Source organism: Neobacillus drentensis, assembly GCF_021560175.1.
Taxonomy (GTDB): Bacteria; Bacillota; Bacilli; order Bacillales; family Cytobacillaceae; genus Neobacillus; species Neobacillus drentensis_A.
This window is the reverse complement of the sequence record NZ_CP091110.1, coordinates 3,921,908-3,946,709: the sequence shown is the minus strand read 5'-3', so window position 1 is coordinate 3,946,709 and position 24,802 is coordinate 3,921,908. Positions and strand designations below refer to the sequence as shown.

At 36.5% G+C, this 24,802-nt stretch carries 23 protein-coding genes, 2 riboswitches and 1 other annotated feature; of the genes, 18 read left to right on the top strand and 5 right to left on the bottom strand.

Features of this window, described 5'->3' with window-relative positions; genetic code table 11:
- Nucleotides 1-54: 54 nt before the first annotated feature.
- Nucleotides 55-1,122 (bottom strand): sulfite oxidase, encoded by a 1,068-nt coding sequence (locus tag L1999_RS18385; RefSeq protein WP_235739888.1) that lies wholly within the window; start codon nt 1,120-1,122, stop codon nt 55-57.
- A 200-nt stretch (nt 1,123-1,322) separates the two neighbouring features.
- A complete protein-coding gene (locus L1999_RS18380) occupies nt 1,323-1,523 on the bottom strand; it encodes a hypothetical protein (protein WP_235739887.1) in 201 nt (66 codons plus the stop codon).
- A gap of 309 nt (nt 1,524-1,832) precedes the next feature.
- On the opposite strand from L1999_RS18380, the gene L1999_RS18375 reads away from it, so the two are divergent.
- From L1999_RS18375 to L1999_RS18365, 3 genes are read left to right on the top strand one after another with little or no spacing between them, the layout of a single operon-like run.
- A complete protein-coding gene (locus L1999_RS18375) occupies nt 1,833-2,138 on the top strand; it encodes a BC1872 family protein (protein WP_235739886.1) in 306 nt (101 codons plus the stop codon).
- 17 nt (nt 2,139-2,155) lie between these two features.
- Nucleotides 2,156-2,884, top strand: a complete 729-nt coding sequence (locus L1999_RS18370) for a gamma-glutamyl-gamma-aminobutyrate hydrolase family protein (protein ID WP_235739885.1) — start codon at nt 2,156-2,158, stop codon at nt 2,882-2,884.
- 22 nt (nt 2,885-2,906) lie between these two features.
- Nucleotides 2,907-4,028, top strand: coding sequence for a cysteine desulfurase family protein (locus tag L1999_RS18365; protein WP_345790858.1), 1,122 nt, complete (start codon nt 2,907-2,909; stop codon nt 4,026-4,028).
- A 39-nt stretch (nt 4,029-4,067) separates the two neighbouring features.
- Here L1999_RS18365 and L1999_RS18360 read toward each other — a convergent pair whose 3' ends face one another.
- Nucleotides 4,068-4,286, bottom strand: a complete 219-nt coding sequence (locus tag L1999_RS18360) for a hypothetical protein (protein ID WP_215047719.1) — start codon at nt 4,284-4,286, stop codon at nt 4,068-4,070.
- Between the two features lie 107 nt (nt 4,287-4,393).
- Here L1999_RS18360 and L1999_RS18355 point away from each other — a divergent pair, with 107 nt between their 5' ends.
- Nucleotides 4,394-4,564: a hypothetical protein gene (locus tag L1999_RS18355; RefSeq protein ID WP_235739884.1), complete on the top strand. Its 171-nt coding sequence runs from the start codon at nt 4,394-4,396 to the stop codon at nt 4,562-4,564.
- Nucleotides 4,565-4,607: 43 nt separating this feature from the next.
- Here L1999_RS18355 and L1999_RS18350 read toward each other — a convergent pair whose 3' ends face one another.
- Nucleotides 4,608-5,147, bottom strand: coding sequence for a GNAT family N-acetyltransferase (locus tag L1999_RS18350; protein WP_235739883.1), 540 nt, complete (start codon nt 5,145-5,147; stop codon nt 4,608-4,610).
- A 128-nt stretch (nt 5,148-5,275) separates the two neighbouring features.
- Nucleotides 5,276-5,465: riboswitch (cobalamin riboswitch) on the top strand.
- A gap of 156 nt (nt 5,466-5,621) precedes the next feature.
- Between L1999_RS18350 and metE the strand changes: the two genes are divergently transcribed.
- From metE to L1999_RS18305, 10 genes are all read left to right on the top strand, one after another.
- Nucleotides 5,622-7,901: a 5-methyltetrahydropteroyltriglutamate--homocysteine S-methyltransferase gene (metE, locus tag L1999_RS18345; protein WP_235739882.1), complete on the top strand. Its 2,280-nt coding sequence runs from the start codon at nt 5,622-5,624 to the stop codon at nt 7,899-7,901.
- 86 nt (nt 7,902-7,987) lie between these two features.
- Nucleotides 7,988-8,166, top strand: a riboswitch (cobalamin riboswitch).
- Nucleotides 8,167-8,500: 334 nt separating this feature from the next.
- A complete protein-coding gene (locus L1999_RS18340) occupies nt 8,501-10,777 on the top strand; it encodes a ribonucleoside-diphosphate reductase subunit alpha (protein ID WP_235739881.1) in 2,277 nt (758 codons plus the stop codon).
- 24 nt (nt 10,778-10,801) lie between these two features.
- The gene (locus tag L1999_RS18335; RefSeq protein WP_235739880.1) at nt 10,802-11,845 is read left to right on the top strand and encodes a ribonucleotide-diphosphate reductase subunit beta; all 1,044 of its coding nucleotides are present in this window, start codon (nt 10,802-10,804) and stop codon (nt 11,843-11,845) included.
- Nucleotides 11,784-12,323, top strand: a complete 540-nt coding sequence (locus tag L1999_RS18330; protein WP_345790857.1) for a flavodoxin domain-containing protein — start codon at nt 11,784-11,786, stop codon at nt 12,321-12,323. Before L1999_RS18335 ends, L1999_RS18330 begins: the two co-directional genes overlap by 62 nt.
- Before the next feature lie 60 nt (nt 12,324-12,383).
- A complete protein-coding gene (locus L1999_RS18325) occupies nt 12,384-12,566 on the top strand; it encodes a hypothetical protein (protein WP_235739878.1) in 183 nt (60 codons plus the stop codon).
- Nucleotides 12,567-12,902: 336 nt separating this feature from the next.
- Nucleotides 12,903-13,772, top strand: coding sequence for a permease (locus L1999_RS18320; RefSeq protein ID WP_235739877.1), 870 nt, complete (start codon nt 12,903-12,905; stop codon nt 13,770-13,772).
- A gap of 10 nt (nt 13,773-13,782) precedes the next feature.
- The gene (locus tag L1999_RS18315) at nt 13,783-14,661 is read left to right on the top strand and encodes a TIGR03943 family putative permease subunit (RefSeq protein ID WP_235739876.1); all 879 of its coding nucleotides are present in this window, start codon (nt 13,783-13,785) and stop codon (nt 14,659-14,661) included.
- A gap of 341 nt (nt 14,662-15,002) precedes the next feature.
- A complete protein-coding gene (locus tag L1999_RS29805) occupies nt 15,003-15,461 on the top strand; it encodes a CBO0543 family protein (protein WP_345790905.1) in 459 nt (152 codons plus the stop codon).
- A 343-nt stretch (nt 15,462-15,804) separates the two neighbouring features.
- A complete protein-coding gene (locus L1999_RS18310; protein ID WP_235739875.1) occupies nt 15,805-16,248 on the top strand; it encodes a hypothetical protein in 444 nt (147 codons plus the stop codon).
- 193 nt (nt 16,249-16,441) lie between these two features.
- The gene (locus L1999_RS18305) at nt 16,442-17,401 is read left to right on the top strand and encodes a DUF3231 family protein (protein ID WP_235739874.1); all 960 of its coding nucleotides are present in this window, start codon (nt 16,442-16,444) and stop codon (nt 17,399-17,401) included.
- 349 nt (nt 17,402-17,750) lie between these two features.
- Here L1999_RS18305 and L1999_RS18300 read toward each other — a convergent pair whose 3' ends face one another.
- A complete protein-coding gene (locus L1999_RS18300; RefSeq protein ID WP_235739873.1) occupies nt 17,751-18,026 on the bottom strand; it encodes a hypothetical protein in 276 nt (91 codons plus the stop codon).
- Between the two features lie 989 nt (nt 18,027-19,015).
- Here L1999_RS18300 and guaC point away from each other — a divergent pair.
- The 4 genes from guaC to metG all read left to right on the top strand — a co-directional run bounded on the left by guaC (nt 19,016) and on the right by metG (nt 24,795).
- Nucleotides 19,016-19,999, top strand: coding sequence for a GMP reductase (gene guaC, locus L1999_RS18295; RefSeq protein WP_235739872.1), 984 nt, complete (start codon nt 19,016-19,018; stop codon nt 19,997-19,999).
- A gap of 235 nt (nt 20,000-20,234) precedes the next feature.
- Entirely contained in the window at nt 20,235-20,474 is a 240-nt protein-coding gene (locus tag L1999_RS18290; protein WP_235739871.1) for a hypothetical protein, read from the top strand.
- 57 nt (nt 20,475-20,531) lie between these two features.
- Nucleotides 20,532-22,706, top strand: coding sequence for a transglycosylase domain-containing protein (locus L1999_RS18285; protein WP_235739870.1), 2,175 nt, complete (start codon nt 20,532-20,534; stop codon nt 22,704-22,706).
- A gap of 118 nt (nt 22,707-22,824) precedes the next feature.
- Nucleotides 22,825-23,099 (top strand) — a binding site (T-box leader).
- A 61-nt stretch (nt 23,100-23,160) separates the two neighbouring features.
- Complete coding sequence (gene metG / locus L1999_RS18280) at nt 23,161-24,795, top strand: methionine--tRNA ligase (protein ID WP_235739869.1); 1,635 nt, start codon at nt 23,161-23,163, stop codon at nt 24,793-24,795.
- The last annotated feature ends 7 nt before the right edge of the window (nt 24,796-24,802 follow it).

The window sequence follows — 24,802 nt, the reverse complement described above, 5'->3', positions numbered from 1 at the left end:
GCCTTAACATGTCTCTTTTTTATACATAAGAGGAATCACTATTTTAGCATAGCATTATTCCACATTGACCTCTATAGTATCAATGGCATTATAACCGTAGCCCTTCCTGTTCCAAAATGGTTCTGAAAGTTGAACATTGCCTTCGGAATCAGTCGCTTTTGATTTAATGGTATATTCTCCTTTTTTTAGAGCCTTCCATTTAAAATACCAAGGAACCCATGAATATTTTTCGGATTTAGTAGGTAGTTGACAGATATTCCATGTTTGACCACCATCTAAACTAAGCTCGACCTTTGTTATAATACCTTTTCCGGTCCATGCGATTCCTTTTATTTGATAAAGCCCTGTATGCAATAATTGCCTATTTAATGGATATTGAATGGTAGAGTTTACATGAATTGTACTGACAGGAAATTTTCCATGATCGTTTTCTTTGTTTGGATAATAAACGTAATCAACAGCTTGAAAGGGCCCGTTAAATTCTTTGTCAATCACAGTGATTTTTTTAATCCATTTTACAGAAGCCATTGCATACCATCCAGGGACAATCAATCTTAAGGGAAATCCATGCTTGAAGGGGATAGGGTGATCATTATACTCATAAGCAATAATGGTATCTGGGTCTAGAGCTTTTTCAATGGGTAAACTTCGTGCAAATCTAAATATTTGGTTGGAATCAGGTCTTTCTCCAAAATCATAGCCTTCAAAAACGATTTCTTTCGCAGTAGGAAGCAAGCCCGTGGACTTTAATAACGTTCTTAAAGAAACACCTTTCCAAATACCTTGACTGATTGCCCCTTTTTCCCATTGCTCTCCAAATACCTTTGGTTGGAATAACTCCCGCTTATCTCCAGAACATTCTAAAACAACTTTTATCGTTTTCGATGGCATTGAATATATTTCCTGTAATGAAAATGTTTTTGGAGTATACACCAATCCCTCAATCGGAAGAAAATAGAAGGATGAAGTAAAAGGAGGATAGGAAAAATGATTTCTTCTATAAAATAATGGAGCATCAACAATCTCGCCATCTAAAAATTGGATAGGTGTTTCTTGATTTTCAGGCATTAAGGACTTTGTATTAAGGTAGGGCTTTATTCTGGGCTGGTAAAAATCGTTCAAGTAACTACCTCCTTAAAAATCAATCTATTACCTAATGCATATGTATTTGCAGGGCTATTCAAAACAGCTTTTCTTGTGAATTTTGTCATAGCCAATGCAAAACTTATAATTCAATATGAAGTATGTGAACGTTAACGATCGAATTACAAGAGAAAGCCACTGTTCATTTCGATACAGTGGCTGGTTTAACATCCTTTAGGCTAGGAGTTCTTTTTAAAATTCATCCCAAAAGTTAAGATTTCATAACTATTTTTAAGAATAAATCCATAATTTTTGTTATGGTCAATCACGATATCCCCATCAAGATGACGAATCACCTGTGGGTCAATAAGAATGGTAATCCCATCTACATTAAAAATTTCTTCATTTTCTGCTTGCTCAACCTGAGCAAGTTCATACATATAGGTGGCCCCTCAACCAGTGGTGCGGATTTGGTTTAGTCTAACGATTGGCCCCTCTCCCAGAGAGGTTATAAGCTGCTGATTTGCGTCTTTTGTTATGTTCACTTTCATTTTATTTTCTCACCTCAATTTAGATATTTCCCTATCCATAAGCAAATAAAACCAACTAACGGTAGTAAGTACAAGTATAGTCTATTGTGACGATATTGTGAAAATTTTCGATGCGCCTAAAGAGTGTGCTATTTTGATAGGACGGGATCTATGAAAATGGTAAAATAATAAAACATAGAAAAAAGGAGCCCAAAGGTTATGAACAAAATAGAAATCATTGCGCGCAGAATCCTAGGCTGGAAGTTAAACAGATGGGATCGCTGGTACGATTTTGAAAAGGAACAGTTTATTCCAGTTTCAGAGTTTCAGCCTGAAGAAAATATAGAACATGCAATGCTAATCGTCGAAAGGTTAAAAGAGCTGGGATTTAGCTATAAAACGAATGGAACATCGGGGGCTTGCTTTGGTGATGTTTGTGAAACGGGGGAAACTTTAGCGCAGGCAATCACAAATGCAGCCTACTCGGTTGCAGATAATAGCTCGATTGATGAAGGCTGGCTTTAGATTTAAAGGGGGATTTTATGAAAAAACCTGTTATTGGCATCACCGGTGCCTATGTTGACCATAATCATTATATGGAAGGTGTCTATGTGCACCATGATTATCATAAATCTGTTGCGAACAATGGTGGGATACCCATCATTGTTCCCTTTATTAATGCAGAAATAGCCCTAGAAACGCTTCCTTTATGTGACGGAATCATCTTAAGCGGAGGAGAAGATGTTGACCCGCAATTTTATGGCCAGGACCCTCATCCACAAATAGGGCCATCCATTCCTGAGCGCGACAAAGTAGAAATTGCCATTGTTAAATATGCACTGGAGAACAACATTCCACTTCTGGCGATTTGCAGAGGGATACAAATCTTAAATGTGGCTCTAGGCGGAACCCTAATACAGGATATCCCTTGCCAAGTTAAAGAACCGATCCAGCATTCGCAAATAGTAAAGAGAAGTCGTGATACTCATTGGGTGAACATTGAGAATGATAGTAAATTATTTCAATTACTTGGCTCTGAGCATGTAAGAGTAAATAGTCTGCATCATCAATCCATAGATAGGATAGCCAGTGAGTTACGAGTAGTCGCTCGGTCATCCGACGGAGTTGTTGAGGCAGTAGAATATGTTCATCCAAGTACTTTTACAGTCGGAGTTCAATGGCATCCTGAATCAATGGCAAGTACAAATACTGGAATGAACAACTTATTTGCTGAATTTATTAAAAGCAGCATGAAAGTCCCTGTTTTATAAACCTAAGTAAAGGGGAAATAAGATGGCTATGAAAAAAATTTATCTGGATTTTAATGCGAGTACCCCATTGGCACCTGAAGTGGTGGACGCCATGCAGCCTTTGCTAACCGATTTTTATGGAAATCCCTCGGCCTTGCATTGGGCAGGTGGCCCAGTAAAAGAGGTCTTACAGAATGCTAGAGAACAGGTGGCCAATTTAATCGGGAGCACAGCAGGAGAAGTCATTTTTACTAGCGGCGGCAGTGAAGCTAATAACTTGGCATTAAAAGGATTTTATTTTAAAAATCGACATAAAGGCAATCATATCATTACGTCTAAAATTGAGCATCCTGCGATTATGAACCCTTGTAAGTTCCTGGAACAAGTAGGAGCAAAAGTGACTTACATAGGTGTCGATCGGTTCGGGAGAGTTTTAACGGAAGAAATCGAGAAGGCAGTCACAAAAGAAACCATAATGATTTCCATTATGCACTCTAACAATGAAACCGGCACGTTGCAGCCAATCAAAGAGATTGGGAAGATCGCCGAAAGGTATGGGATTGCTTTTCATACAGATGCTTCTCAATCAGCAGGAAAAGTTTCTATTGACGTGAATGAACTAAAAGTTGATCTTCTCACGATTGCCGGGCATAAACTGTATGCACCAAAGGGAATTGGCGCATTATTTATTAGAAACGGAATGGAGCTTGAACCACTCATTCACGGAGCGGGGCATGAGTTTGGGATCCGTGCAGGAACGGAAAATACCTTATTGGCTGTGGGATTAGGAAAGGCCTGTGAAATAGCGAAGCAACAGGATACAAATCAGCAAATAAAGGAGTTGACCCATTATTTATGGCGTCAACTACAGGATGAATTTGGAGAACAGGTTGTCTTAAATGGGCATCTTGAATTAAGACTGCCAAATACCTTGAATGTAAGTTTTGTCAGAAAAGTAGGTCAAGACTTGCTTTCAGCAATCCCTAATCTTGCTGCATCAACAGGATCTGCCTGTCATGCCGGAAGTATTGAATTATCTCCGGTGTTAAAGGAGATGAGTGTACCTGAAGAAGTGGGGATGGGGGCAATTCGCTTTAGTTTAGGCAGGTACACGACAAAAGACGAAATCGATCAAGTCATTCTTTGTTTTAAAAAAATAATATGACAAGAAAGGACTAACAAATGATGGTTAGTCCTTTTCACATTAATATTCTTGATCCGATACCATGGATTCTATATACTCGTGAAGTTTGTCTTCCTCATAATCATTCAGTTCTCTCATCGGAATGACGGTTAGTTGAGTAGGATCACTCCCCCGTACTTCGGCAACTAGCATTTCATTTAAATATACATTAAAGGCTGGTTCATTCTCGTGAGAACTTTTGATTGTTTCTTTATGGAAATTCGGTTTGTTTTCTTCCATGATTACCCCACCTACTCATTAATTTCTACTTCATTACTATTTCCAATTTTTAAAGAAACAATTATTTTTTCAACTGTTTGAAATAATAAAATAGGGAGGTGAAAGATGTGGATAAACAAAATAACTTTCCATCAGCCATGAATGATATCGGAGAACCTGCTGAGATGAGTCCCTCAAATGATTCACAAACAAGAGTACCAATGGTTGAAGTCAATCAATCAACAGAACCACAAGACCCGTTAGAAATTCGAGATCGAGCTTCCGTCACAGTACTCTAACAATTAAACAGGTAAAACATTTGTTTTACCTGTTAGGTTTACATCATATTTTCTTATGTTTTCGTAAAACAGTGATAAAACTATCCAAAATATCATGACTGACCGAAAAACCTTTTTGTTTGTAGAATTCCAAAGCATTTGTATTGCCATTTGAGACAAAGATAAAATAATCTTCGACATCCTCAAATTGTTTTAACCAATCCATTGACATATTAAAAAGTGTAGAACCAATCCCAAATTGCCTGTATTCCTCTTTTATATAAAAATTGGATAAACATCCTATATTACTTTTTCTAACAGAAGATAGATCAAAAAAAGTGGCAAAGTCATTGGAATACGCTTCTTTAGCAGAAATGTTGGAGTAGACATAACCAACTGGTTTATTGCCGTCTTTTGCTACTACCGTATAATTGTGCAGGGCACTTTTGATGGACGGAATCATCCTTGTTTCAAAATTCATGCTGTCAAACAATTCAGGTTTGATGGTTGCTTTTGATTTTTGGAATACCATAAGTTCATTACATAAATCTCTGCAGCAATCAATATTTTCATCCGAGATCACTTCATATGTTAATTCCATCATTTTACTCCTAGGAGAATTTGTCATAGGATCATTATAACAAAATATTACAGCATGTTAGAAAATAATATTTTGACAGTCTTCGTTATCCATGCTAACATGGCTATTAAATTCAAAATGTTTGTAAAAATTACATAATAAATGCATCAGGTGCTGTGTGAACCTTACACAGCTTAAAAGGGAAGACCGGTGAAAATCCGGCGCGGTCCCGCCACTGTAATGGTGAGCGACTTATCAAAGAACCACTGTTTCAATTGAAATGGGAAGGGATAAGGAGCGATGAACCTAAGCCAGGAGACCTGCCTGTTGTATGCGCTTGGACTCTACGGGTGTATAGGGGGGAGTGAGAAATACGTGTTGAGAAATCCTGATGGTCTCAATTCTAGTTAACTGTGCGTATCAATCTCTCTTTTCTATAAGAAAAGGGAGATTTTTTATTGGGACAAAAAAGAAACATATAAGGGGATGTAAAACAAGATGAAGAGTTCGAATTTGGGTTATCCAAGAATTGGAGAAAAACGCGAGTGGAAAAAGGTCCTTGAACAGTTTTGGGCAGGGAAAATAGAAAAAGAGCTATTTTTAACACAAATGGAAGAGCTTCGCCTGCAGCATCTTCAGAAGCAAAAGGACCAGGGGATTGATCTGATTCCAGTCGGTGATTTTAGCCTATATGACCATGTGCTAGATACAGCTGTAATGTTCGGTCTGGTGCCTAAGCGGTTTAATCATAATGGTGGAAAAGTGTCACTAGAAACCTATTTTGAAATTGCACGAGGAAGAAAAGATGCCGTGGCAGCTGAAATGACAAAATGGTTTAACACGAACTATCACTATATTGTTCCTGAGCTGGAGGGAGCTGTTCCGACGCTTGTTGATAACCGTCCACTTCAGTTTTATCAAGAGGCAAAACAAAAACTGGGGATTGAAGGAAAGCCAGTTATTTTAGGGCCGGTTACCTTTGTCAAACTCTCAAAAGGGTATAGTGATTTTAAAACAGTGGTTCAACAGTTTGTGCCGCTATATGCTGAAATACTTAATGAGCTTGAGGCCGAAGGTGTGGAATGGGTACAAATCGACGAGCCTATGTTAGTGACAACCCTTTCTAAAGAAGAGGTAGAGCTATTTTCTGACGTCTACCGCCAATTGCATGAGGCAGCACCAAACGTAAAGCTTCTGTTGCAAACGTACTTTGATAGCACCGATTATTACAGCGAGATTATTTCCCTTCCTGTTCAGGGAATTGGCTTGGATTTCGTCCATGATTGTGGTAAGAATCTTGCCTCTTTGAAGAAGTGGGGATTCCCGAAAAATAAAGTACTTGCCGCTGGAGTTATCGATGGCCGGAATATCTGGCGCGCCAATCTTGATGAAAAAACATCGTTACTTGCAGAAATTGCCGAGAGTGTTTCGAAGGACCGCTTGATTGTCCAGCCCTCATCAAGCATATTACATGTGCCTGTAACAGTGAAAAGTGAAGAAGCACTGGAAGGGGTACTGAAAAATGCGCTATCCTTTGCGGATGAAAAATTATCCGAGGTTGTTATTCTAACAAAAGGACTTCGTCAAGGGAAAGACTCCATTCAAGAAGAGCTGGAAGCTAGTACAAAAGCAATTAATGCATTGAATGAATCATCCTTCCGAAACAATCAACAAGTGCAAAAGGACATTGAAAACTTGGCTTCATTTAGGGCTGAACGGGAAGTGCCATTTAAGAATCGACAAGTCATTCAGGAAGACACATTTCAATTACCACTATTGCCCACCACCACTATTGGGAGCTTCCCGCAAACACAGGAGGTCCGAAAACAGCGTCAACTATGGCGTAAAGACGAGTTAACAGATGCGGAATATGAGAATTATATCAATACAGAAATTAAAAAATGGATAGAAATTCAAGAAGAACTAGGCCTAGATGTATTGGTCCATGGAGAATTTGAGCGGACCGATATGGTTGAATATTTTGGAGAAAAATTAGCTGGGTTTCAATTCACTAAATTCGGTTGGGTACAATCCTACGGCTCCCGCTGTGTAAAGCCGCCGCTCATTTATGGAGATGTTTCCTTCCAGGTCCCAATGACCGTCAAGGAAACAATTTTTGCACAGTCGTTAACGACAAAGCCTGTAAAAGGGATGTTGACAGGTCCGATTACGATTCTAAATTGGTCGTTTGTCCGCGATGATATTCCACGTTATGAGGTGGCCAATCAAATTGCCCTTGCCCTTCGCAAAGAAGTTGAAATACTTGAGGAAAGTGGAATCCGAATGATTCAAGTGGATGAGCCTGCACTCCGTGAAGGACTGCCACTAAAGCGTGAGAACTGGGAGAATTATTTGAATGCTGCCGTTTATGCCTTCAAGCTTGCCACCGCATCCGTTCAAAATGAGACCCAAATTCATACGCATATGTGTTATGCCAATTTTGAAGATATTATCGATGCAATAAAGGCACTCGATGCGGATGTGATTTCAATTGAGACATCCCGCAGTCATGGTGAACTACTGTCTGCTTTTGAAGAAAATACGTATGAAAAAGGGATTGGTCTCGGAGTTTATGATATTCATAGTCCTCGTGTACCAGCACTTGAAGAGTTGACAAGAAACATTGAGAGGGCCCTTCAAGTCCTTGATCCGAAGCTGTTCTGGATAAATCCTGACTGTGGTTTGAAAACCCGCGGGTTGGAGGAGTCTGTTGCGGCCCTAGAGGTAATGATAGCAGCAGCACACCAGGTGAGAGTTAATCTTGTTGTGAAAAAATAAATTACTTGTCAAAGTGAGAGTAGTATACTATATTAGTTGATATACAATATTTAGTGTTTATTTTTTTGAAAAGATACTAAATATAGATAATAACCAATGAAAATGGTGTCCATAGAGACTTAATAGGGAATCTGGTGAAAATCCAGAACTGTACCCGCAACTGTATATGCTGACGAAATAATTATATCCACTGTCATAGGACGGGAAGGGATTAAAGTAGGTTCAAAGCATAAGTCAGGAGACCTGCCATTTTTATAGCGTGTTATCTTCTTCGGGAAGTGGGAAGATAGAACGAGGGGTATTCTGACTAATACAGTGATCCTGCTGTTTTACTAGATCAATCCACGTTTTATTAAACCCATCTTCTCTGAAGATGGGTTTTTTGATGTTTGTGCCCGAGTGTGTGTGAAAAAGAGGGAATACGGTAAAAAAAACGTTAATTGTGCCCGAGAGTCCGGGAAATGAGAAGCAATGGTAACAAAAAAAGTAAATTATGCCCGAGTTCCAGAAAAAATAGGTGTGACGGTCACAAATAAGAATATTTATGCCCGAACTCCCCAAAATACTGGAGCCACGGTCATAAAAAAGGGGTAATATAAATGACTGTAAAAAATCATCCAGAGATGGATGCTGTTTTAGAAGCCATCAAAACAGCAAATGAAAAATACAAACTAGACACCACTCTGCTCTATAAAAAGATATCTGAGCTAGAGCAGTCAACACGCTACGAACAATCACTGATCTATGCCTTAAATCAAATCTCCATGGAGGACCCAAACTGGACCTTTCTGGCGGCAAACTTATTTTTAAATGATTTATATGAGAAAGCAGCCAAACATAGAGGATATCAGCAAAACGAAAAATACGGTGATTTCTATAAACTACTTACATATCTGACGAACATAGGTATCTACTCTGAAAATGTATTAAATGATTATACCAAGGAAGAAATTGAAAACCTCGGGGCGGAAATAGACTCAGACAAGGACCTTTTGTTTAATTATATAGGTTTATTTTTGTTAGCAGACAGATACCTTGCCAAAGACTACGAGGGAAGAATCTACGAACTGCCTCAAGAACGCTTTATGATCATCGCGATGACCTTGATGAAAAACGAGTCTAGGGAAAAGCGATTACTCTATGTGAAAGAAGCATACTGGGCATTAAGCAACCTATATATGACCGTTGCGACCCCGACGCTCTCTAATGCTGGGAAGAGTTTTGGGCAGCTTTCGTCCTGTTTTATTGATACGGTAGACGATTCGTTAGACGGAATTTATTTAAACAATTGGGACATTGCCCGCCTAAGTAAAGATGGCGGCGGTATTGGTATTTATCTTGGAAAAGTACGGGCGTTAGGGTCTGATATTAAAAAATTCAAAGGAAATTCATCCGGTGTGGTTCCGTGGATCAGACTCATCAACGATACCGCAGTGAGTGTCGACCAACTGGGTCAAAGACAAGGAGCCATCGCCGTTTACTTAGATGTTTTCCATAAAGACATGATGAATGGCTTTTTGGATTTAAAAACAAACAATGGAGACGAAAGACGAAAGGCACATGATATTTTTACGGGTGTTTCCATCCCTGATTTATTTATGAGGAAACTGGAAGAAGTCGATGAAAATGGCCGAAGTGTGGGAGAATGGCATACCTTTTGTCCGCATCAAGTCAAACAAATCATGGGATGGAAGGATGAAGACGGAACGCCTCTGGGTTTAGAAGATTTTTATGACGAGCTGGATGAAAAGTTCTTTACTGAAAAATACGAAGAAGCGGTAAGGCATCCATTACTGCCAAGGAAAACGTATCGGGCAATGGATATTATGGCGCGAATAATGATATCTCAATTAGAAACAGGAACGCCATATATGTTTTATCGAGATGAAGTCAACCGGCAAAATCCTAACAAACATATAGCCGGATTGGGACGAACGTCTATTTTCTGCAGCAATTTGTGTACGGAAATCGCTCAAAATATGTCTGCTACAACCATTGTCAAAGAATATAAGGATGAAGATGGGAATATCGTGATTGTTCGCAAACCCGGGGATTTTGTAGTTTGTAATTTATCTTCTATTAATCTGCCTAAATCAGTGCATGTTTTAGAGCGGTTAATTTCCATTCAGGTAAGAATGTTAGATAACGTCATTGATCTTAATACCATTTCAGTCGGACAAGCCGAAGTGACCAATAAAAAATATCGCGCCATTGGTTTGGGTACATTTGGCTGGCATCACCTCCTTGCCTTAGAGGGGATCTTCTGGGAATCAGATGAGGCTGTTTCCTTTGCCGACCGACTTTATGAGGAAATTGCCTACTATACCATTCGTTCCTCGATGTTGTTAGCAAAGGAAAAAGGCTTTTATAGTAAGTTCGCTGGGTCAGAATGGCAAACGGGCCGTTATTTTGAGAGAAAAGGTTATAAAAGTATACGGTGGAAACAGCTAAAAGAGGATGTTTCCAAATTCGGAGTGAGAAATGGCTGGATGATGGCGATTGCTCCTAATTCATCTACAGCAAAAATCGGTGGTTCGACAGATGGAATTGATCCATTGTATGCGGTCGAATACGCGGAAGAAAAGAAGAATTTCAAATTTAAAGTCACGGCACCCGATTTAGATCATAACACTTATAACTATTATCGCCGGTCGAGACATGTCTTGGATCAGACTTGGAGCATTCGACAAAATGCTGCCCGCCAGCGGCACATTGATCAATCGATTAGCTTTAATCTTTATGTTCGTCATGACATTAAAGCGAAGGACCTATTGAATCTTCATATGGAAGCCTGGAAGCAAGGTTTAAAAACAACTTATTACGTCAGAAGTACATCTCAAACAGAAATCAACGAATGTGAAGCATGCCATAGTTAGTGAAAAAAGGGAGGTATTTACAAAATGATTCAGACACCATTAACCAAAATTAAACTATTAAACCCGGTATATCCTAATAAGTCAACCGGAATTATCAATGGCAAGTCATCAGGTTTGTTGAATTGGAATGATATTGCCTATCCGAAAATGTATGATTTGTATCAAACCTTGCTTGCGAATTTTTGGAAGGCGCAAGAAATTAATATGCAGGATGATATTAAACAGTGGGATTCCCTAAGTGATACAGAAAAAGATGTTTTCCTGCGAATAAACACACAGCTTGCCTCACTTGACAGCTTGCAAACACCGACGATGAGTCAGGTCATGGATTATGTAACAGACTCTAGCTTCAAAGCAATCTTTGCTGTGATTTCACAGCAAGAAGCGGTCCATAATGAATCCTATTCCTATATCCTAAGCTCCTTGGTCTCGATTGGCGAACAAAATGAACGGTTCAATCAGGCCAAAATGGATCCAATTGTAAAGAAGCGAAATCAATTAATTTTAGATGCTTATGAGCAGTTTAGAGAGAATCCTACACCACAAACTTTATTCCAATTAGGTGTGAATTCTATCAATCTTGAAGGAATCTACTTTTACGCAGGGTTTGCCTTTTTCTATCATTTAGCTCGTCAGCAAAAAATGCTGAAAACCAGTACGATGATTAGTTATATCCAACGCGATGAAATGCAGCATGCCTATTTTATAGCTCAGTTTATCCGCATTCTTTTAACGGAAAATCCTGCTCTTCATACAGATGAAAATATCAACTATGTATATCAAACCATAAACGAGGCAGTCAAGCTGGAGAAGGAGTGGGCTCATTACATTTTAGCTGAAATAAAAGGTATTGATTTACAGGAGTTTGATGGGTATGTCGAATATCTGGCAAATAAGAGATTGAGACAGCTGGGATTGAACAATTTATATCCTGAAAAAATAAACCCTATGCCATGGATCCAAGTGTTTGGAGATGATATGGTGAATGAGACGAAGTCGGATTTCTTTGAGCAAAAATCAAGAACCTACTCAAAAGTCTCACAGTCCAACGGGTTTGACGAATTATAAGATGAAGATTGCCATTGTTTATTCGTCTGTTACAGGTAACACCAAAGAATTAGCCGAGCTGATTTATCGAAACTTGATTGGCCGTTCAGTGGACGTGTACATTTATAGGATTGAAGATTTCCCCCTTGAGCTTCTAAGTATCTTTAATGCGATCGCGATTGGCACCTATTCGTGGGGAGATGGTGAAATCCCTAAAGAGATGTGGAAACTCTATCAAGGATTAGAGGAGCTTGACAATAAAGACTTGGTCACAGCCGTATTCGGTACGGGAGATAGCTTTTACCCGAATTATTGTGGAGCAGTCGATTTGTTTCGGGACATGTTATACGTTCACACCACCCTTGCTGCAACGTTGAAAGTGGAACTGCTTCCGCAAATTCAGGATTTTCATCGCAGTCAAATGTTTATTGATTCAATAATGAAAAAGGCTGACCCAATAGCTTACCACTCCGGTCTGAAAAATATAAACTATAAATAACAGAGAAAAAATCGCAAGTTTTTTCCCTGTTATTTTGAAGATGCAAAGGTGCTGGTGTCCATGAAAGATTTCCATTGCTGTGCAACATGCCGTCATTTTAAAATAGAGAAAAAATCAGAAGGAATCACTTATTTTTGCAGCCGATTAGGTTATGAAACAAAAACGAACTATAAATTTGATTGCTGGAACCCAAAGGAGCAGGTAATAAAGCTGATGAATAAAAGAAACAGTGGAATCAGTTAAAATTTAAAGAATCGGGTGTAATTCGAAAGAGTGATGACCGCACGAAGGTAACGGGTTCCGTTTTCCTATTACAAAAGTGAATTTACAACTAAAAATAGCTTATAAAGAGAAATCCAGTCGTAATTGTCTGGATTTTTTATTTCTAATTATTACTGGTTATTGAAAATACTTTTAAATTGTTAACATTTTCGTCACAAAGATAGTTTAATATATTTTGATGGGAAAACTATTTACTCATATGGAAAATCAAAACATATCAAATTCTTGATCATTTTGATATGATAGTAGTTGTTTTTTTAAAGAGACCAATTGTGTGATATCACAGGAGGAATATGCATGGATCGATTATTACAATTGAATACGATTTTTATAAGTATTATCATTGAAGCATTCCCATTTATTGTCGTTGGGGCTTTTATTTCTGCACTGATAGAAGTTTTTGTTTCTGAAAATACACTGCTTAGAATTCTGCCGAAAAATAGATATTTATCTGTTGTGGCTGCTAGTTTTATGGGAGTATTATTTCCTGGATGTGAATGTGGGATTGTTCCCATCGTTTCACGGTTAATAAAAAAGGGACTCGCCCCTCACGCAGCAATTGCCTTTATGCTTTCTGGTCCAATTATCAATCCGATTGTTTTATTTGCTACATTTATTGCATTCGGAGATAGCTGGACGATGGTAGGGTACCGAGCAGGGTTAGCAATCGGTGTTTCCATTTTAGTTGGACTTGTTTTATCTTTTGTCATAAAGGACAACCCACTAAAAGAAAATAATGAAATACATGTTCACGACCATTCCCACCAGAATACTAGACAAAAATTATGGAGTGTTCTTAACCATACGATTGACGAATTTTTTAATATGGGAAAATACGTAGTTCTGGGTGCACTACTTGCATCTACAATGCAAGTTTATGTACCTACACGGATATTAACAACACTGGGCGGTACGCATGTAACTGCTATATTGGTTATGATGGTTTTAGCTTTTATCTTATCTGTTTGTTCGGAAGCAGATGCTTTTGTAGCCGCATCTTTTCGTAATTTTTTCCCCCAAACGTCAATCGTTTCTTTCTTAGTGTTTGGCAATATGGTAGATATTAAAAATTTACTGATGATGTTTGGGTCTTTTAAAGCAAAATTTGCTCTTCTTTTAGTTTCATTAATTTCGTCATTTGTATTCATTGGTTCACTTCTGTTGTAAAGGATGTGTGATGATGTTTAAAGTCCTTATTTTAATACTTACTACAAACTTGTTTTTTATGCTGCATACCACAGGAAATATTTCAAAATATATAAATATGAAATATAGCTTCCTATCGGAGAGTATGATCGTGATTTTGTTCATACTTACAGTTGTCGAAGGAATTAAATTATGGTCATCTGGAGAGAAGAAAGAAAAAGAACATGATTGTGATTGTAGCCACGATCATCATGACCATGTTCACGGAAAAAAGAAACCATCTGCTGGAAAGAAAATAAAAAAATTATTGGCATACTCTCTTGTGTTAATTCCTGCTATTTCTGGCGTAGTTTTGCCGGTGGCAACTCTTGATTCACAGCTAGTAAATGCCAAGGGATTTTCATTTCCAACATTAGAAGACGGAGGTGATCAGTACGGAACCCATCAAGTTCTGAATCCTGATATGAGTAAATTCATGAACCAATCTGATTTTACGGATTTAGTCAGGAAAGAGTCGAAGTCTTATATTCCAAAAAATAATATTACTTTAACAGATAAAGACTATTTAGTCGGTTTAGAAGTGCTATATAATTTTTCAGGGGATTTTGTAGGGAAAACTCTTACGATGAAAGGATTTACTTACAATGGCCCTGGATTACAATCCAACCAACTATTTTTACTTCGATTCGGGATGATTCACTGTGTCGCAGACTCTGGAGCTTTTGGTTTGATGATTCAATTCCCGAACAATATTCATATCCCAAATGACCAGTGGTATCAGGCGACAGGAACCATGGATACAGTCTATTATCCACAAATGAAAACCAAAATACCTGTTTTAAAAGTGACAAGCTACAAAATCATTCCAAAGCCGAATGACCCTTATGTTTATAGAAATAGTTTGAATTAATAAGAAGGACCCTGTGAGGGTCTTTTTTTATGTCGATTTATGTTTGGAAATAAAGAAAAACAAAATTCCAGCTCTTAGCTATTTCTTTGGAAACGATCGTTGCTGCAAGACCATTGTTAAAGTGCTGCTTTTTGTAAATTGGTTTTACAAACAGAGGAGGACTATACAATAAGATCGTTGATCCTTCTTGAATCAACGCTTAGCTTAATATCCCTTACTGTTTTATTTCATATTATCTTCGTATTATAATTTTACCTTAAATAAAAATTGAATTAATCAATTCTAAAAGTAAAAACTATTTATTAAAGGGGGATAATTAATGAAATACAGCAGAGAAAACAATCGAAATTTCATCCTGGATAATTGTTTCATTATTATTAATAAAATTTACACCAAAAAATAAAATTCGTGAATCACTAGTTGTATTTTTATTTAAACAAGCACTAACATGGATTTTTGGATTAGTAGTGGTAGAAAAAAACTTAATTTCCTATCCATATCGCTTATTTTTCAAAGAAGCAAATAAAGCTGCTTTTTCATTTGAATACTTTATATATCCTGGACTGTGCGCTTTATTTAGTTTGTACTATCAAAAAAATAAATCTAACCTTTTAAAAATCCTGCATTGCTTTATTAGTACTTCTGTAATAGTCATCTTTGAAATAATTGCAGTGAAATATACAAAGTTAATTAAATATAAAAAATGGACTTGGTATTGGAGTTTTATAACAATATGGATAACTGATTACATAACACAAGCTTTTCACAACTGGTTTTTTAAAACTAAATTTTATGAATAAAAAGGAGCAGTTAGACTGACCCTTGTATAAAGTCAAATGCACGATTTCAGTCTAGTGGTATAAAAGATAGTACTACTGGATTTTTAACTCTCTTGTTCCACTCCACGTTACTTTACTAAGAAAAGCTGTCAGAGTTAGCTGCCCTAATTATTTAGGTTACCCTTTAATTTATCACATTTTATATGTTAAGCAGGACATTCTAAGGTTACGTTGGTGTCATGTTAAATTTTATTTCCATAATAAAAAACTAATTAAGTTTTTAATGAATAATGATTAGTGCGATTGCCTTTTTTACAATTGACATAATCACACTATAAGAAACTTGGTAAGGAGCTAAAATTAGGTGGCTAACTCAAAAGAAGTATTACTATGGAGTATTGCTCTTCCTGGCTTTGGTCAATTTTTAAATGGCAAACTAATAAAAGGTATTGTTTTTGTATTTTTAGAATTCCTTATAAATGTAAATGCAAATTTTAATGTTGTTATAATTTCGAGTTTTCATGGAGAAATCGAAAAATCCATTGCTCAAACTGATTACTTATGGCTAATGTTTTACCCTTGTTTATACTTTTTTGCTATGTGGGATGCTTATAAAGATGCTGGTGGAGGAAATAGAAAATATTCTTATTTCCCATTCGTTTTTTCTGCTTTCTTTGTAACAGTGGGGTGTATATATTCATCAACTTTCAAGATATTCGGATTTTTATTTGGCCCAATATGGTTACCAATTTTGTGCGTGATACCAGGAATTTGGATAGGCCTTTTACTAATGAAAATTATTAAATAAGTTATTGAGAAACCTGAGAGCCAGTGAATTTAATTAGTATTCTTAACAGAAACTCTAATTAAATTATATAAATTACAATAATTAAAAAAGTTTGAGATTGAGACTAAATGTATTAATTAGAAATAACCCTGAATAATTACCAATATTTTTGTCATTCTAATAAGAGAAAATAAATAATGAAGGAGCCTTTTGTATGAACGTAAATGAGTTCGGCTTTCTTTGGTATCTACAATCAAATTCAAATATGGTTAATATTATTTTAAAAAACCTTATTGACACCGCTGAGGATAAGGATTTGAGAAGTGTTCTAGATGAAATCAATTCATTATCTACATTTCAAGAAAAAGAGGCTACAAAGATATTAAATGACAGCGGTTATAATGAAACGCCATTTTTCAGTGAAGCTGATTTATATAACTCCTCAGTAAAGCTTTTTACCGATCAATTAATCATTGAAATTCTTAAGCATATTACCGGAAATGGGATGCGGGTCCTCGCTTCTCAATATTCAGAACTAACGGATATGAATGTAAAGAAATTCTTTAGTAAAGTCCTCACTAAGCTTATTCAAATTGATGAATCTCTTTTAGGTTTATTAAAAGAAAAGAACTTGTTACAAAACAGTCCATTTTTATACATGAAAGCAAATGAAAGAGAGAGTAAACTGTTTAAGGTTGTATCTACACAATTGAGACCACTTAATGCGGTAGAATTGGGACATATGTATAGTGCACTTCAATGCAATAATGTTGGTGTTGCTCTATGCACTGCTTTTGCTGATGTTGTAAAAGATGAAGAGTCAAAACAATTAATTAATGATGGCAAGAAATTAGCATTTCATCAAGCTGCTACTTTATCGGATATTTTCAGGGAAAACGGAATTAGTACTACAACTGGACTAGAGAGCTTCGTTTATAGTGTCCATGAATCTCCATTTTCCGATAAGTTAATGACGAATCTAATAATGTTTTTAAATCCTATTGGAATAATAAATTTACAAAACGCTGCTGTATCTAGTTATAAGAAGAGTCATGTCAAAATACTAAATGAATTAATGGAACAGGTCCAAAGTTTTTCAGAAAAAGGGTTTAAGCTATTAGTTAAAAAAGGTTGGTTTAATGAACCACCATTAACTAGTAGGTCAATTAAATAAATGTTAACTGAATCTAATAGTGTGAATAATAAAGAAATAGGAATTTTATGGACAAATTAACCGATTCTATTTTCGTCAGTGACTTTTTCTATTTGAATATTGTTAGGGCGGAGAAGATTTATGGCTTTGTGGTCTTCATCAAATTGAGAACAATACCATGGTTGGATATTTTTGAATATACTCTTCATAGCATGATTGAAAGTCTTCGCCCACAACGAGGATTTCCTTTCTATGGCCACCAACTTCATTATCTTCTATATATTAAATAATAAATTCTTTTATAATTTCCTCCTTAAAACAAATTTTTTTGGGGGAAATTTAGAAATACAAAAGCACTTAGGGAAGCCTATTATTCATTTATATCTAATCCGGATAAATTTAAAGAAAGTTCATCTAACACTAAAAATACACAACCAAAAACAGTTCTGTAATCGATATAGTCCCCTTTAACTTCAACATTTATCTCAATAATATTCCTTTTATTATGTAGGTATTTTTCTTCAAATTGATTAAAATTAATACTTGTAACAGATACACTAATTTCCTCTAAGGATTTTTTTAGCTCTCTTTCAAATAATGAATTATTAAAGTTTTCCCTGTAGAAAATACGAATAGTAAATTTCATTTCAAATCCTCCTTCTACTACTTATGATTTGCCAAATCTTCCTTATTTAACCTTTTTTCGAATAACTTGTGTATCTTTTATCCCATATTATTTATGTTTCCTAGATAGGGGTAGAATTAATTGGTTGAATCGGTCTGCTGTTAGAAGAAAATAAGGACGGGAGGTCTATTTTAATATTCGCTGCCAAATTTGGTTAAATTGATACCTGGATAACGTATAGACCGGATCCAGCGATCTTTGTTACGGAATTTAGAGGAACAATTTTAATTTTATTTAAGAAAGGAATGAAGAGAAAAGCAAAGAGTCCATTCGCTATCGCATTAATCAATACAAACTTTTTAAAGTTTCCATTTGAAAATTTAAGGAACCACATAGACATAGGATATAAGGGCCAATATCGAAAGGAAGTTCAACCCTTATAAAAAATTTGGGCTTATCGTAAAATTCCCACCACTTCCTCTTACGTCCATACAAATGATTTATATTTCAAAAACAGCTATACAAATTTTAGTGTGATTTCTGTACAAATCGCTTCACAAACAATAAATGAGTGTCAAATTCATATACAATTTGGCACTCATTTTAATTTACATTTTTAATGTATGCGATAGAAACGAAATCCGTTATCACGAAGCGTCCTCATTTTTTATTGTTCTTAATGTTAGGCTCTTCAATCCATTAAGACTATTATAATACCTTACTATTGAAGAAATATTAGAATTATCAGCATAAATGTCCGATTATCGAGAAAAAGTTTTATTTTTATCATGAAAGGTTTCTTTTAACCTAAAAGACGAACATTATTATTAATTGACAAACTAATATTCGTGTTATACAATCAATTTTGGGTTTAACACAAAAATGTATTAAATCACAACTTGAAGTAGTGGATGAAACGGTTCACTTTCGGAAGACTATTAATATTAGATAAGTTATTTTAAATTAAAAACTTATTCTTAATACCAAACCTAAATATGGAGTGAAAACACATGGATAATGTATTTGACTATGAAGATATTCAGCTTGTACCAGCAAAATCAATCGTAAACAGCCGTACTGAATGTGATACAACGGTTACATTTGGCGGCCGTACATTTAAACTGCCGGTTGTGCCTGCAAATATGCAGACAATTATAGATGAGAAGATTGCCGTTTACTTAGCAGAAAATAATTACTTCTATATTATGCATCGTTTTCAGCCAGAGAAGCGCTTGGATTTTGTTAAAGACATGCAAGCAAGAGGATTGTATGCATCGATTAGTGTCGGCGTAAAAGAAGATGAGTATCGCTTTATTAAAGAATTAGCAGAAGAAAATCTTACACCTGAATACATTACCATTGATATTGCACACGGACATTCCAATGCTGTTATTAATATGATTCAGCATATCAAGAAACATCTTCCTGGAAGTTTTGTAATTGCCGGAAATGTTGGAACACCTGAAGCTGTAAGAGAACTGGAGCATGCAGGTGCAGATGCTACAAAAGTCGGAATTGGTCCAGGTAAGGTTTGTATTACTAAAATAAAAACTGGATTTGGGACTGGCGGATGGCAATTAGCTGCACTTAGATGGTGTGCAAAGGCAGCAAGCAAACCTATAATTGCTGATGGAGGCATCCGTACGCATGGTGATATTGCCAAGTCAATTCGATTTGGGGCTTCTATGGTGATGATTGGTTCGTTGTTTGCTGGGCATGAAGAATCTCCGGGAGAAACAGTTGAAAAAGACGGAGAGCTTTATAAAGAATATTTTGGTTCAGCTTCCGAGTTTCAAAAAGGCGAGAAAAAAAATGTTGAAGGCAAAAAGATGTATGTGAAATTCAAAGGTTCTTTACAAGATACCCTAGTGGAAATGGAGCAGGATCTGCAATCTTCAATTTCTTATGCTGGCGGTAACAAGCTCTCAGCCATTCGAAATGTAGATTATGTTATTGTGAAGAATTCCATTTTCAATGGAGATAAAATTTATTAAGATTTATGAAAATCGGCCAATTGGTCGATTTTTTTTTTATCCGATTAACTGTATTATTAACAGAATGAAATTTTAAGTTAGATTCCCTCATAAAAAATGAGTTTCTTACGAACTTCTATATATGGCTTAATAAAGGGAGGGTGTTCCCTTTTTTTCGTAAAAAAGTCAGCTTTTAGATTATTAAACTGCTTCATCAACTGAGTAAACAGGGGAATAGAGAATAGGGGAGAGTTTTTTGAAGGAATTTGTGGTTTGTTATACCTTAGAAAATGATATTAAACGAGAAAGAATACTTAAAGAGACCGATACTAAAAAGGAAGAGGTTGTTCAAGAGATACTTGAAAAAATTGAGCAACGGAAATACTTTCTTGCTAGAGACAGCCAAGGAGATCACTGGATTAATAGTTCTTTAATACGTTATATTCGTGTAAATGAACAAAATCGGCTAAAATATAACCTCATCCATATGTTGTAATTAAAAAATGCCTCTTAAATCAACTTTGAGTAACTATGTATAGGGGAGAGTAGTAGAATGTCAGAAGAAACTTATCAATCTCGTGAAGAACGAAAAGCAGCGGAAAAAGCGAGACAAAGTCAACAAAAGAGCAATCGATTACCAAAAAAAGGTTCCATGTTTAAAAAAATAATCATCGTCTGTTTAGTGCTCGGACTCGTGTCAACAGGTGCAGGAGCGATTACTTTTGCTTCTATGATAAAAAATGTACCTAAGTTGGATTCTTCTAAACTGGTCGATCCGCTTTCAACAAAATTCTATGATAAAGACGGAAATTTTTTATATGAATATGGAAAAGAAAAGCGGACTAAAATTACGTATGATCAAGTACCAAAAGTGCTTGAAGAGGCATTTATTGCTACGGAGGATTCTCATTTCTATGAACATCACGGCATAGACATAAAAAGGACTGCCAAGGCTATTTTAGTGAATTTAACGGGAGATTTTGGATCACAGGGCGGAAGTACGATTACACAGCAGGTAATTAAGAACTCGTTTTTGACTCCCGAGAAAACATTAAAGCGAAAAGTTCAGGAATGGGACTTAGCGTATCAGTTAGAACAAAAATATTCCAAGCATGATATTTTAATGATGTATCTAAACAAGATTTACCTTGGTAACCGCTCTTATGGAATTGCAGCAGCAGCGAAGAACTACTATGGTATAGAAGCCAACGATTTGAAAAAATTATCGCTTGCACAAGCAGCTATGTTAGCTGGACTGCCACAGAGTCCGAATAATTACGATCCGACAAAACCTGAAAACAGAGATGATGCAACGAAACGCAGAAATATTGTTTTAAGTTCGATGCTGAGAGATGGTTATATAACAGCTGAACAAATGAAGGAAGCATCAAAAGTCCCCATAACAGAGGGACTAGTAGGAAAAACAGCTCAACAAAATATGCCATACGAGGCATTTTTAGATGCAGTGGTGAAAGAGGTAAAAGGAAAACTGAAGGATGTTGACATAAGTAAGGATGGGTTATCTATTTATACGACACTGGATCCGAAAGCACAGGATTATGCAGACAAAATGATGAATACCAATGAAATTATTGCTTATCCAGATTCAAATTTTCAGGGAGCTTTTGTCTTTCTAGATACCAAAACAGGAGAAGTTAGGGCGATTGGAAGTGGACGAAACGGCTATAAAGCACAATTCCTTGGCAACAACTTTGCAGTCGATTTAAATCGTCAACCAGGATCTTCATTTAAACCGATTTTTGATTATGGTCCGGCGATTGAAAAGTTAAAATGGTCAACTGCTCATAAGATTGATGACCAAGAGACCTTCTATTCAACCGGTCAGCCGATTTCAAACTGGGACCATCAATATCACGGATTACTGACGATTAGGACAGCACTTGAAAAATCTTATAATATTCCTGCGCTTCTCACCCTTAGAGAAGTGGGACTTGATAGGTCCAAGAACTTTGCAGAACAACTCGGCATTAAATTTAAAAATGACCAAGTTTATGAATCTTATTCAATTGGAAGTAATACAGTCAGTCCTGTAGAAATGGCAGGAGCGTACAGTGCTTTTGGAAACGATGGTGTCTACAATAAACCGCATTTTGTCCAAAAGGTTGTTTTTCCGAATGGTAAAGCTGTTAATTTTGCCGAAAAGTCACAGCGTGTCATGCAAGACTACACTGCCTATATGGTAACCGACATGTTACGTTCAGTCGTAAATACAGGGACAGGGACGACAGCGAATGTTCCTGGGTTAGATGTTGCCGGAAAAACTGGAACAACCAATTTTGATACAAAGACTCGTGCGAAATACGGTTATCCAAGCACAGCGACAAATGATAGCTGGTTTGCTGGATACACACCACAATACACCATGGCAGTCTGGACAGGATATGCACAAAATGGATCTGGTAACTACATGGCAGGTAATACGACAAAAATTGCCCAATATATGTTCAAAGCGATGATGCGATCCTTTGGAACAGATTCATCTAGTTTCCAGCAGCCAAACAGTGTTTATCGAGTAAATAATGAATTATATATAAAAGGGAACAGTTCTGCGGAAGTCCCAGTTAAACCTAAAAACACAGAAGAAAAAGCCACAACAAAAAACAGTGGAAACAACGGTAGTGAAGTCAAAAAGAATCATTCAGAAGAATGGAAAAAACAAAAAGAAAAAGGAAAAGGGAAAGGGAAAGGCAGAGAGAAAAATAAATAAGCATGGGGACGGTTCTTTTGCTTCTCAACCTCTAGGCATGGTCCTTATCTTTAATAACCAGCAAAGATTTTTATTGACTTCATGTATAAAATTCAATAAACTAATTGTTAATTAACAAATAAAGGCAATGATGAGAAAAAGTAGAATGAATTTGTTTTTCCACAGAGAGCTTCGGAAGCTGAAAAGAAGCAAAAAACAATCATTTGAACAATGGTCTCTGAGCTTCGTACTGAACGTACTATTTGTATTAGTAGGATACGACGAGTTTTGGCACTCGTTATCAATGCCACGGTATATGAGCACGTTTTATAGCTCCGTACTTGCTGAGGCAAATGGTGTAAGCCATTTGTGAAATAAGGTGGTATCACGTGGTATATAAACCTCGTCCTTAACTAGTAACAGTTAAGGCGGGGTTTTTTTGTTTTTATTAAATTAATAGTGGGAGGTATTCATTATGAGTATTTTTATCGGCGGTGCGTGGGCGTATGCGAATGGCTCGTTACATCTTGGCCATATTTCAAGTTTGTTGCCTGGTGATATTTTAGCGAGATATTACCGTTTAAAAGGAGAAGAGGTTTTATATGTATCAGGCAGCGATTGTAATGGAACACCGATAACCATCAGAGCAAAACAAGAGGGGGTATCACCACAAGTAATTACGGATCGCTACCATCAAGAATTTGTAGACTGTTTTTCAAGATTAGGATTTTCCTACGACGTATATACAAGAACCGATACAGCACATCATCATCAAATTGTTCAAGAGATATTTTTAGCTTTACTTGAAAAGAATCTTATCTACAAAAAAGAAATCGAGCAAACCTATTGTGAATACGATCAGCAATTTTTACCTGATCGCTATGTGGAAGGGATTTGTCCAGTTTGTGGGGCACAGGCTCGTGGAGATCAATGTGATTCTTGTTCAAGTGTGTTAGAACCGCTTGAATTACTAAATAGAAAATGCAAAATTTGCGGACATACGCCCACGACAAGAAAAACAGAGCATTTTTACTTTTCGTTAAGTTCCTTTCAAACTATTTTAGAAAACCATACTCTGCAAGCTGAAAGAAACCATCTATGGCGTGAAAATGCACTATCGTTGACCAAAAGATATTTAAAAGAAGGCTTGCAAGATCGAGCCGTTTCAAGGGATCTGCCCATTGGGGTAAGTGTGCCGGTATCAGGTTATGAGGATAAGAAAATCTACGTTTGGATTGAAGCCGTTTCGGGGTATTATACCGCCAGTAAACTATGGGCAAAAGAAACGAATCAAAATGACTCCGGGTTTTGGGAATCTTCTTCAACATCTTATTACGTACATGGAAAAGATAATATCCCGTTTCATTCCATTATATGGCCAGGGATTCTGGCAGGGATTGAAAAAGAGCCATTACCGACACATCTCGTTTCAAACGAGTATCTTACGCTGGAAAAGAAAAAATTATCTACAAGTAAGAATTGGGCCGTTTGGGTTCCAGATATTTTAGAAAGATATGAGCCTGATTCCATTCGTTACTTTTTAACAATTAATGCACCGGAAAGCCGTGATGCTGATTTTTCTTGGAAGGAATTCATCTATAGTCATAACAGTGAATTATTGGGCGCATATGGGAACTTCGTAAATCGCACCTTGATGTTTATAGAAAAGTCATTTGAAGGTATTATACCTAAAAAGGACGTTACACTTTCTATTCAAGATAAAGTGAATCATTTATACGAAGAAGTTGGATATTCTATTGAACGTACATCTTTCAAACAAGGATTGGAAAAAATTTTTGAACTAGTTCGGTTCGCAAATAAATATTTTGATGAACAGCAGCCATGGAAGCAGGTACACGAAAATCCTGAGTCATGTAAACAAACCTTAGTAAATTGCGTCTATCTAATAGGGAACCTAGCACATGTCTTGACTCCATTCCTTCCCTTTTCGAGTGAAAAGGTTAAAAAAATGTTAAATATACTAGAAACAAATTGGAAATCCTTTGGAGTTAAAACGGAATGTTTATCAAACGTTGAACCCTTATTTAAACGGATTGATATAGCAAGAATTGATGAGGAACTGGAAAGGTTAAACCATCAAACTGTTTAACCATAAA